Genomic DNA, 10,122 nt, shown 5'->3' on the forward strand with positions numbered 1-10,122 from the left:
TAGGGGCGGGCCATGGGGCGGGTGATCCAGCTGCCCTGCCCGTCGCCAGGGTCGGCGGCGCACCCGGCGACCACGTCGCGGAACGCCGCATCGACCGTGGTGGTCCACCCGCAGGTCCGCAACCGCCGACGCAGGGACCGGGACAGGTGCAGGGAGTCGGCGCGGACGACACCGCGCGGGTCGGGCGAGAACCACGGGAGCGGGACGCCGGGGTGGGGCCACGGGAAGAGCCCACGTCGGTAGGCGTCGACCAGGGTGCCCGGGGCGAGGTCGGCACCGACGCCGACGACGCCGTCCGGGTCGGCCCGGTCCGGGTCGGGCAACAACCACGCCGAGGCGGGGACGGGTTGCGGGGCACGCGCGAGACCATCGAGCGCCGCGTCCCGCTCGACGCGGTGCAGGCGCGCCAGTCGACGCGTCGACGCCGCGCGTCCCGCATCGTCCCGCTCGACCACCGCGACGCCCTCTCGACTCCCTCTCGACTCCCGCCTGAGCCGCCGCCGCCGACGGCGACGACGGCGACGACGGCGACGACGGCGACGACGGCGACGACGCACGGTAGCGACGGGGTGCGACGCGGGCGGTGCTCGCCGGGTCCTGTCCGTGCGGGACACAACAGCTAGCGTCCCCGCGCGGCGAGACGAGAGGGTCGCGCGTGCGGCTGCACCTGGTGGACGGCACCTACGAGCTGTTCCGTGCCCACTTCAGCAAGCGCCCCGACCGGCAGGGTCCGGACGGGCGCGATGTGAAGGCCACGGTCGGCCTGGTGTCGTCGTTGCTCGGGCTGCTCAGCGACGAGGACGAAGCCGTCAGCCACATCGCCGTCGCGTTCGACAACCCGATCGAGTCGTGGCGCAACGAGCGCTTCCCCGGTTACAAGGACGGCAGCGGGGTGGATCCGGTCCTGCTGGCGCAGTTCGACGACGTGGAGCGAGCGGTCGCGGCGCTCGGCGTCGTGGTCTGGTCCATGGACCACCACGAGGCCGACGACGCGATGGCGACCGCAGCGGTCCGTTGGGCGGATGCGGTCGAGCAGGTCCGCATCCTGACCCCGGACAAGGACCTCGGCCAGGTCGTCGCCGGCGAGCAGATCGTCCAGGTCGACCGGTCACGGGACAAGTACTACGACGAGGCCGGCGTCGTCGCACGGCTCGGCGTGCGCCCCCCGTCGGTGCCGGACTACCTCGCCCTCGTCGGTGACACCGCGGACGGGATCCCCGGGCTGCCCGGCTTCGGCGCGAAGGGTGCCGCCGCGGTCCTGACCCGCTACCCGCACCTCGAGGACATCCCCGAGCTCGGCATGCACTGGGACGTCGACGTGCGCGGGGCCACGCGTCTGGCAGCGACCTTGGCGGAGCGGCGGGGCGACGCGCTGCTCTACCGCGAGCTCGCGACCCTGGACCGGGACGTGCCGCTCGGGGAGGACCTCGACGATCTGGCCTGGCGTGGCGTCCCGCGCGACCGCTTCCACGCCTGGTGCGACGACCTCGGCGCCGACACCCTCCGCGACCGACCACAGCGTTGGGCGTGACCGATCCCGCTCAGCCCACGTCCGGGGGCTCATCGCTGCGCCGCAGCTCGACCCTGGTGGCGGCGGGCATCCTGCTGTCACGCATCTCCGGGCTGCTCCGGGAGGCGGTGATGGCCCGGCTGCTCGGTGTCGGGGTCGGGACCGACGCCTTCCGGGCGGCGCTGCGCATCCCGAACGTGCTGCAGAACCTCCTCGGCGAGGGCGTGCTGTCCGCCTCGTTCATCCCGGTGTACAGCGGGATGCTGGCCCGCGGCCGCGAGGAGGACGCGGGACGGCTCGCCGGCGCCATCGCGGGGCTGCTGATCGCGGTGACCACCGTCATCGTCCTCATCGGCGTCGTCTTCGCCGGCCCCCTCGTCCGGGTGATCGCCTTCGGTTTCGAGCCGGGCAGCGAGCGCTACGAGCTCACGGTCAGCCTCGTGCGCATCATCACCCCGGGCGTCGGGTTCCTCGTCCTGTCCGCCTGGTGTCTCGGCATCCTCAACTCCCACCGGCGCTTCTTCTTGTCCTACGTCGCCCCGGTGGTCTGGAACACCGCGATCATCACCGCGATGGTCGCCACCTACCTCGTGACCGCCGAGGAGGTCGCGCTCGCCACCGCGCTCGGGTGGGGTGCGCTCGTCGGCTCGGTGCTGCAGTTCCTGGTGCAGGTCGGGCCGGTCCTGCGCCGCTCCCCCGGCCTACGGCTCTCGCTCTCGCGGTCCGTCCCTGGGGTCGACGAGGTCATCCGGCGTTTCGGCGCGGTGGTGGCCGGCCGAGGTGGCGTCCAGCTGGCCGGATACGTGGACCTGTTCGTCGCGTCGTTGCTCGCCGGTGGCGCCGTGGCCGCGCTCGGGTTCGCGCAGGTGCTCTACCTGCTGCCCATCAGCCTGTTCGGCATGAGCGTCGCCGCGGCCGAGCTCCCCGAGCTGTCGACCATGGACCACGGCGACCGCGACTCGGTGGTCACCCGGCTCGAGGGTGGGCTCGGACGGGTCGCCTTCTTCGTCGTGCCGAGCTCGGTGGCGTTCCTGCTCCTCGGTGACCAGGTCGTGGCGCTCATCTACTCGGGTGGTCGGTTCACCGACGACACCGCGGTCCAGGTCGGCACCATCCTGGCGGCCTACAGCCTGGGCATGCTCGCCAGCACCTCGTCACGGCTGCTGCAGTCGGCCCTGTACGGGGTCGGCGACGCCCGCAGCCCGGCCATCTACGGGGTGCTGCGGGTGATCCTGTCGACGCTCGTCGGTGTGGCCATCATGTTCCCGCTCGACGCCGTGCAGGCGACCTCCGCGGGGTTCGAGGTCGTGGGGCGCGTCGCTGGGCAGACGGCCGAGGGCGGCAACCTGTTGCGGCTCGGCGCGGCGGGGCTCGCCCTCGGCGCGGCCGTGGGCGCGTGGTTCGAGCTGACCCTGCTGCGGATCCGCGTCGGCATCGTCTTCGGTCGCCCGCGCCTCGGTGGACCTCACCTCCGGTCGCTGCTGGTGGCAGCTGGCGCTGCCGCCGTCGCCGCGCTCGGTGCCCGTACCCTGATCGCTGAGCTCGAGCTGCCGATGCGCGTCGAGGCGGTGCTGGCCCTCGGCCTCGTGGGGTCGGTCTACCTCGCCGTCACCCTCGCGGCGGGCGTCCCTGAGGCGCGTGAACTGCTCGACAGCGCCAAGCGTCGCAGCGCAGGCTGATCGACCGGGCTCGCGCGCACGGTGGGGGCGCGATCACCCGAGCGCGCGGACCACCTGGTGGACCGATGCGGCCGGGTCGTCGCCGACCACCACGACGCGGGCCACGAGATGGTCGAGCCCCACTTCCCGGTACGTGTCGAGCGCCGAACCCGGGTCGTCGTCCGGCGTGCCGGCCCACCCGAGCTGGCCCAGCGCGTCCGCCCCGAGGGCTTCGGCCTTGCCGGCGGCATCGGCACCCGCCTTGTGCGCAGCCTTGACCCGTTCGACCGCGTCACCGAAGCCCTGCCGCTCGAAGTGCGCCGCGTAGGCGGGTAGGGCCGCGTACGTCGCGATCTCGCGGGCGAGCGCCGCGACGGCGGCGTCCCGGTCGTCGGCGACGGCGACACGGACGTAGGTGACGACCTGGGCGTCGTCAGGATCGCGGCCGGCTGCGCCTCGGGCGGCACGCACGCGCTCACCCGCGCGAGCCACCTCGCCGGTGCTGGACCAGTTCAGCAGGACCCCGTCGGCGGCCGAACCCGCCAGCTGGAGCATCCGGGGCCCCATCGCGGCGAGCAGGCGCGTGGTCGCGGGCGGTCGCGGGGTCAGCTGCAGACGGAACCGCTTCGAGCGCATCACCTCACCGTCGACGTCAGCGGTGTCCCCGGCCTCGAGCTGCGACAGGATCTCCAGCGTCTCCGCAGCTGCGGTCCGGGGAGCTCGGAAGTCGGCGCCGTGCCACGGCCCCATCGTGGCCGGGTGGGAGACCCCGAGCCCCAGCACGAACCGGCCGCCGGAGGCCTCCTGCAGCGTCGCGCAGGCCATCGCCAGCTGGGCGGGAGACCGGGTCCACAGCGGGACGACGCCGACCCCGACCTCGAGGGTGGTGGTCGCGGCTGCCCAGGCCTGGCAGAGCAGCAGGGCGTCACGTCCCGCCGCCTCGTTGGTCCACAGCGACCGGAACCCGGCGCCCTCGACGTCGACAGCGAGCTGCTGCTGGACCGCGACGGGAAGGTCCTCGGAGATGCCGATGCCGACGTCCACGCGTGCTCCTCGATGTCCGCCGCCGCTCGGACGGCGGCCCGCCGACCCTACGTGTCCGGTCCGTGCTCCGTGGGGCCGAGGTCGTCCGGCAGGTCGAGGTCGTGGATCCGGACGGCCGGGGGGTCGACGATCGCCAGGAGCATCTCCTGCCACAGACCGAGGTGGTCCATCACCGCGAGCCGGTGACCGAGCGAGGAGTCCGGGTCGACGTCGTCACGGTCGAGCTGCTCGATCCCGATCCGGGCGCCGATCGCGAGCCGGACGTCGTTGAGGACGCCCAGCACGAGCAGGGTGTCGTCGGGTGACAGCTCGACCCGCAGGCCGGCTCCCCGTCGGCTCCCGCCATCGAGCAAGGCGGCGAGGGCGTCCAGGCCAGCGCGCTTCACACCGGCGAGATCCTCGTGGATCAGCCCCCGCAGCTCGGCGTCCGCGTCGTCGTCCCCGGTGACCGTCCGCGGGAACAGGCGCTGCACGGCGACGTCCCTCGGGTCGGCGCCGGCGAGGACCTCCGCCAGGGACGCGATCAGCGTGCGCAGCAGCTCCGCCTCGACCTCGTCGAGGGTCCAGCGCACGGTGGCGCCGTGGCGGCGGAACGGCCGGGTCAGGATGAGCGCTCCATCGTCGCCTGCAGGCCGTAGCCGTGCAGCTCCGAGACGTACCGTTCCGCCTGTTCACGCGGCTCGGAGGCCACCAGGGATCGTCCTTTGGTGTGCACCTCGAGCATGAGCTTGCGAGCCACCGGCTCGGAGAAGCCGAAGACCCGCCGCAGCACGAACACCACGTAGGACATCAGGTTGACCGGGTCGTCCCAGACGATGACGTCCCACGGCGCGTCGGGCAGGACCCGCTCGGTCGTATCGGTCTCGCGCTCACGCACCGGTGCGGAGGCGGGCCCGGCGAGGGACGGGGTCACGACGCACGCTCCAGCGGCTGGTTCGGGTCCGACGACACACCCACGGTAGCGCTGCCCCGTGACCGGGACGAGGGGCCCGTGACGGCGACGACCCGCCACCAGGGCGGGTCGTGCGGCGGTACCGGTCGATCAGCGCCGGCGGCGACGTGCGGCGCGACGCTGACGCTCGCGCTCCTCGAGCTGGTCCCACATCGGCGGAGCGACCATGGTGCGGCCGACCGGGTTGTCGCTGGGGGCCGACTTGGTGACGGTCACGCCGGTGGCGGCACGCTTGCGACCCTCACCGTCTGCGACCTCGAACTCGACCTCGTCGCCGGAGCGGAGCGAGCCACCCTCGACCTCGGACGCGGCGACGTAGATCTCGTCGCCATCGGCGGTGGTGAGGAAGCCGAAGTTGCGCTCGGCGTGGAAGATCTTGACGCGACCGGTGGGCATGGGGCTCTCGAGCTCTCTGTCGGGCAGACGGGGGCGAACGGGGTGGTGACGAGGCGGTGCGGCGACGGGCGCACGGAGGCGCCGCGCGGGCACGCGGACGCCGAAGCGTAGCGGAGCAGCCCCCGGGTCGCGCACGCCGCCGCGCGCTGCGGAGGTGGGCGGCACCGCGGTCAGGCGTTCGCGGCGACCCACGCCTGAGCCGCGTCCTCGACCTCCTCGAACGCCCCGTCCCGGAGCGCTTGGACCGGCGTGCGGGACTCGAGACGCCGTTGCGGTGAGGTCAACCAGCGACCTGCGGCATCGTCGTCGACCCACCCCTGGAGGACGCGCAACACGTCGAGGGCGACCCCGAGGGGGTCCCGATCGAGCTCGTCGCGACCTGCGCGCAGCGTCTCGACCGCGTCCTCCCCGGCGATCGCGATCAGCTCGGCCTCATCGTCGAGGGGATCGTCGCGGTACACCTCAGCCTCTCCGTCGCAGGGCATCGTGGTCCGCCTCGGCCTCGACGACGAACGCCTCGGCGCTGGCGAGCCGCTCGGGCAGGCGGGCGCGCTCGTCGGCGATGACCGCCAGCCGGGCATCGATGGCCTCGTCGATCGGACCGTCGGTGTGACGCAGGGCCCGCAACAGTCGGCGGTCGACGGCGGCGAGCAGCGCTGCGCCCTCGGTCCGGAACCGGTGCAGGCGACGTTGTTCGTCGTGGAGCAGCTCGCCGTACCGGGTCAGCGCCACGACCTCGTCCCGCGCCCGCAGGAGGGTGAAGTAGGCGGATTCGACCTCGTCGCGGGGCACGTCAGGCCCGGGCCTCCGCGCGACGCTTCAAGCCCTCGAGCCCCTGCTCGAGGATCTGCTTGGCGGCACGCTTCTTGAGGAAACCCGGCAGCGGCATGTCCACGTCGGCCTCGAGGTCGTAGCGGACCTCGGTCGTCGCGTCGGTGGGGCGCAGCTCGTAGCGACCGTCGAGCTGCGAGATGGTCTCGCCCTCGAGGAGGGTCCAGCTCACCGAGTCCGCGTCGTAGCTGTACCGGAGGGTGTAGGCGATCTCCGCGACCTTGGCGTCCACGCGGAACCGTGCCTCGGCCGGCCGGCCCTGGTCGTCGCGCGACAGCACCTCGGTCTCCAGCATGCCCTCGGCCCACTCCGGGTAGCTCTCGAGGTCGGTGATGACCTCGAGGATGGTGGCAGCCGGGGCCGCGATGGTCGTGGTCTCGCTGACGCGTTGACCCATCGAGGGACCTCCTGAGCGGGCATCCGACGTCGATCGGACGGATCGGCCACCACACCCGCGGCGACGCGGCGGATGCTACCCCCGTCGGGCTCCGGCGTGACCGTCCACCCCGTCCGTGGCCGACGGGTCGGCAGCCGCCGGGTCGGCCGCCAGGTCGGTCGCCGACTCGCGCGCGGCGAGCTCATCGGCGATGCGTTCCACGCCGACCTCGAGCGCACGCAGCTCGGCGACCTCGCGGGTGAGGGCCCGTCGCTTCGCGCGGAGCTCGGCGATCGCGGGACCGAGCGCGTCGGCACCGTCGCCGGTGTCCCACGCGGGGCACAGCGCGCGGAAGTCACACCAGTCGCACAGCGGGTTCGGGCGCGGCTCGTAGGCCTCGGCCCGGACCGCGGCGGCCGTGTCGAGCACCGCCTGACGCGCGGCATCGAGGTCGAGCTCGTCGAGGGTTGCGACCACCTCGACGCCGGCAACCACGAAATCGAGGCTCACGGTCGCCGGCAGCGCCCCGTACAGGTGGCGGCAGGCGAGCGCGTAGATCGACAGCTGGAGGGAGCTCGCGACCCGCGCCCGGTCCTTGACCTTGCGGTTGGTCTTGTAGTCGACGACGTGGAAGCGCCCGTCGTCGTCGACGTCGACGCGGTCGATCGAACCGACGACCGTGGCCTCGTACCCGATCGGCAGCTCGAACCAGGCCTCGGTCGCGACGGGCAGCCGGTACCGGTCCACGACGCGGTGGTGGTAGCGACGCAGGACCTGCTGGGCGTGGCGGTAGAAGCTGAGCTGCTCCTCGCGCGGCAGGTCGGCGAACCCCGAGTGGTCCCACCCGTCGTAGAGGAAACCGAGTAGCTCGTCCTCGGACGGGCAGGCCGGCAGCTTGCGGTCGTAGAACGCCTCGAGCGCGCTGTGGATCGACGACCCGAACGACAGGTGCGGACCGGGTCGCCCGGGGAGCTTGTCGACGTAGCTGTAGCGGAACTTGCGTGGACAGTTGGTGTACGACTCGATCCGGGAGAACGACAGCCGGACGCGACCCTCGGCGTCGATCAGGGGCGGGTGGGCCGGTTCGAGCTCGCCGAACGTGCCCGGCGGCGCGCCCTCGACGTCGAGCAGTTGCAGCGGGACGGGCTCCTCCGCCCCGGGAGCGGCAGCCTCGGTGGCGTCGCCGTCGCCGACGCCGGCGGCCGAGCCGACGACGATGTCGGGGCCGGGCGAGGTGGGTGCGGCGTCGTTGTCCATCACCGCTGACGGTACCGGCGGGTGTGACAGCGCCGGCGGAGCTCACGTCGAGCTGTGGACGGCGGTCAGACCGAGACGGCGGCGATCCGTTCGAGCACCGCGTCGTGCAGGCGACCGTTCGAGCTGATCGCACTGCCTCCGTCGGCCGTCGGCACGCCGGCGAGGTCGGTGAAGCGCCCCCCGGCGGCCTCGACCACGACCTTCACCGCCGCGAGGTCCCAGAGGCTCACCTCCGCCTCGATGGCCAGGTCGCACGCCCCCGCGGCGACGAGACAGTGCTGCCAGAAGTCGCCGTAGCCCCGCTGTCGGGCGGTCCTCGCCGCGAGGTCGGGCACCAGTTCGGCCATCCCGCGGTCAGCGAAGTACGACAGGCCGCCGAAGCTGACATCCGCGTCCTCGAGGCGGGGGGTGTCGCTGACGCGGATGACCCGGCCGTCCTGGTGCGCGTGCCCGCCACGCACCCCGTCCCAGCGGCTGCCGAGCGCCGGGGCGGACACGACGCCGACCACCTCCTGCCCACCGACCTGCAGGGCGATGAGCGTGGCCCAGATGGGGTTGCCGCGCACGTAGTTCTTGGTCCCGTCGATCGGGTCGACGACCCACCGCGGCGCGTGCTCGTCACCTTCGAGCCCGTCCTCCTCACCGAGGAACGCGTGTCCGGGGTGAGCGTCCCGGACCGCGCCCCGGATGGCTCGTTCAGCCGCCCGATCGAAGGCCGTCACCGGGGTGCCGTCGCCCTTGCGTTCGACCTCACCCGTGGCCGAGAAGCCCGGCAGGGTGACGGCATCGGCGAGATCGGCCAGGTGGTGCGCGAAGCCGACCAGCTCGGCGAGCTGCTCGGGCGTCGGCTCGGAACTCACCAGTCGAAGGTGAGGTCGTTGAACCGCAGGATGATGTCGTTGGGCTGGACGGTCAGGGTGACCTCCTCGCGCGGCACCCACAGCGGGATGCACGGGCCCTGGCCGGCGTGGCCCATGAGGCAGATGAGGATCTGGCCGTCCGCGTCGAGCCCGATGATCTGGCGCGCGTAGCTCAGCAGCTCCTGGAAATCGGCGTGTCCGGCCCGTCGCTTCTGGTACGCCGCGGCCCAGCGCGATTCGGACCGGCCGTAGTTGGCGATCACCTGCATCGGCACCAGCTTGGTGATGCCGTTGAGGGAACGGACGGACTTGAGCGCCTTGTCCTGCTTGGGGGCCTTGCCGACGCGGACCGCCGCGTCCGGGGTGGCCAGCCGGCCCGGCAGGTCCTCGAGCTCGAAGTTGCCAGCGGCCTGGGCGGCCTTCTGACGCTCGGCGGGGATCTGCAGCTCGATCTTGGTGGCCACGCGGGCTCCTCGGCGGATAGGAATGCTGGATCGGGGCGACCAGGGTCCACGGTGGGACGCAGGAAGGTCGGCCGAGGGTACCGCCGGGCGTCCACGCTCGTCGTCGACGACCGTCGGGGGTGACCACGCCCGGGACCCCGGGACCCCGGGGCCGCCGCGGGAGCGGCGGCTGTCGTCATCGCGGTCGCGCAGCCGCGCAGACGACCGGCCGCGCTCCTGGTCGCCGGGCGGCTGTTCCTCCCGATCGGCATCCTCGGGATCCTGTCGATCAGCGTCCTCTTCCTGATCGCGGCGGCGCTCTGCGCCTGATCACGGCCGGTCCGCCACCTCCCCGGCGTGACTCAGATGCCTCGAACCATGCCTCAGCTCCTCGGAACTCGCCTCGAGCCCGCGCGACCGGGTGGTCGGCGGGTGAGGCGTGCGAAGGCGACGGGTGGACGGGCCGCGAGGTGGGGTCAGAACGGGAAGGCGGGTTCCGAGGAGTCGATCCGTCCCGGGGGTGGCCGTCCACCCTCCGGCCGAGCGGCGGCTGGGCGGTCCGGCCCGGCGTGTGGAGCACCGGGTCCTGCACGTGCCGCTCCCGGTCCGGCGCGTGTAGCGGCGGGCCCAGCGCGGGCGGAGGTGGCGGTGGCGGGGTCGCCCGGGGGTGGGAGCTGCTGGTCGTGGCGGGGCTGGGTGGTCCAGGTCCGGCCGCGGCGGCGGAGCCGGTAGGTCCCGGCGGGGTCGAGGGTCTGGTGCCAGCCGCGGCGGTGCACGAGGGTGTGGTGGCGGCGG

General features: G+C 73.2%; 12 protein-coding genes and 2 pseudogenes. 2 read left to right on the forward strand and 12 right to left on the reverse strand.

Annotated features, from left to right (window positions below):
- Positions 1-455: pseudogene (locus WEB03_RS16150) on the reverse strand (hypothetical protein); the annotation flags it as partial.
- A gap of 200 nt (positions 456-655) precedes the next feature.
- On the opposite strand from WEB03_RS16150, the gene WEB03_RS16155 reads away from it, so the two are divergent.
- Both WEB03_RS16155 and murJ read left to right on the forward strand, forming a co-directional pair.
- Positions 656-1,531 carry a 5'-3' exonuclease H3TH domain-containing protein gene (locus WEB03_RS16155; protein ID WP_368071950.1) on the forward strand — a complete coding sequence of 292 codons (876 nt, stop codon included), beginning with the start codon at positions 656-658 and terminating at the stop codon, positions 1,529-1,531.
- Positions 1,528-3,189 carry a murein biosynthesis integral membrane protein MurJ gene (murJ, locus tag WEB03_RS16160; protein ID WP_368071951.1) on the forward strand — a complete coding sequence of 554 codons (1,662 nt, stop codon included), beginning with the start codon at positions 1,528-1,530 and terminating at the stop codon, positions 3,187-3,189. The genes WEB03_RS16155 and murJ overlap by 4 nt, the downstream gene beginning before the upstream one ends.
- A 33-nt stretch (positions 3,190-3,222) precedes the next feature.
- Here the strand turns inward: murJ and WEB03_RS16165 are convergent, their stop codons facing one another.
- The 11 genes and pseudogenes from WEB03_RS16165 to WEB03_RS16215 all read right to left on the reverse strand — a co-directional run.
- Complete coding sequence (locus tag WEB03_RS16165; protein ID WP_368071952.1) at positions 3,223-4,212, reverse strand: LLM class flavin-dependent oxidoreductase; 990 nt, start codon at positions 4,210-4,212, stop codon at positions 3,223-3,225.
- Positions 4,213-4,259: 47 nt separating this feature from the next.
- Positions 4,260-4,784 carry a DUF2017 family protein gene (locus tag WEB03_RS16170; RefSeq protein WP_368071953.1) on the reverse strand — a complete coding sequence of 175 codons (525 nt, stop codon included), beginning with the start codon at positions 4,782-4,784 and terminating at the stop codon, positions 4,260-4,262.
- Positions 4,785-4,813: 29 nt separating this feature from the next.
- Positions 4,814-5,125, reverse strand: coding sequence for an ATP-dependent Clp protease adapter ClpS (clpS, locus tag WEB03_RS16175; protein ID WP_368071954.1), 312 nt, complete (start codon positions 5,123-5,125; stop codon positions 4,814-4,816).
- Positions 5,126-5,254: 129 nt separating this feature from the next.
- Positions 5,255-5,560 carry a cold-shock protein gene (locus tag WEB03_RS16180; protein WP_368071955.1) on the reverse strand — a complete coding sequence of 102 codons (306 nt, stop codon included), beginning with the start codon at positions 5,558-5,560 and terminating at the stop codon, positions 5,255-5,257.
- A 170-nt stretch (positions 5,561-5,730) separates the two neighbouring features.
- Positions 5,731-6,021: an antitoxin Xre/MbcA/ParS toxin-binding domain-containing protein gene (locus WEB03_RS16185; protein ID WP_368071956.1), complete on the reverse strand. Its 291-nt coding sequence runs from the start codon at positions 6,019-6,021 to the stop codon at positions 5,731-5,733.
- Between the two features lies 1 nt (position 6,022).
- Positions 6,023-6,352 carry a hypothetical protein gene (locus tag WEB03_RS16190; protein ID WP_368071957.1) on the reverse strand — a complete coding sequence of 110 codons (330 nt, stop codon included), beginning with the start codon at positions 6,350-6,352 and terminating at the stop codon, positions 6,023-6,025.
- 1 nt (position 6,353) lies between these two features.
- A complete protein-coding gene (locus WEB03_RS16195) occupies positions 6,354-6,788 on the reverse strand; it encodes an SRPBCC family protein (RefSeq protein WP_368071958.1) in 435 nt (144 codons plus the stop codon).
- 75 nt (positions 6,789-6,863) lie between these two features.
- Positions 6,864-8,024: a RecB family exonuclease gene (locus tag WEB03_RS16200; RefSeq protein ID WP_368071959.1), complete on the reverse strand. Its 1,161-nt coding sequence runs from the start codon at positions 8,022-8,024 to the stop codon at positions 6,864-6,866.
- 65 nt (positions 8,025-8,089) lie between these two features.
- Complete coding sequence (locus tag WEB03_RS16205; RefSeq protein WP_368071960.1) at positions 8,090-8,884, reverse strand: inositol monophosphatase family protein; 795 nt, start codon at positions 8,882-8,884, stop codon at positions 8,090-8,092.
- Complete coding sequence (locus tag WEB03_RS16210) at positions 8,881-9,348, reverse strand: hypothetical protein (RefSeq protein WP_368071961.1); 468 nt, start codon at positions 9,346-9,348, stop codon at positions 8,881-8,883. Before WEB03_RS16210 ends, WEB03_RS16205 begins: the two co-directional genes overlap by 4 nt.
- 455 nt (positions 9,349-9,803) lie before the next feature.
- A pseudogene (locus WEB03_RS16215) lies at positions 9,804-10,122 on the reverse strand (hypothetical protein); the annotation flags it as partial.

The organism is Nitriliruptor sp. (assembly GCF_040882075.1).
Taxonomy (GTDB): domain Bacteria; phylum Actinomycetota; class Nitriliruptoria; order Nitriliruptorales; family Nitriliruptoraceae; genus Nitriliruptor.

Coding starts and splice junctions, on each gene's coding strand:
- WEB03_RS16195 (WP_368071958.1), bottom strand. CDS start 6,788: ATGGGTCAACGCGTCAGCGAGACCACGACCATCGCGGCCCCGGCTGCC.
- WEB03_RS16180 (WP_368071955.1), bottom strand. CDS start 5,560: ATGCCCACCGGTCGCGTCAAGATCTTCCACGCCGAGCGCAACTTCGGC.
- WEB03_RS16200 (WP_368071959.1), bottom strand. CDS start 8,024: ATGGACAACGACGCCGCACCCACCTCGCCCGGCCCCGACATCGTCGTC.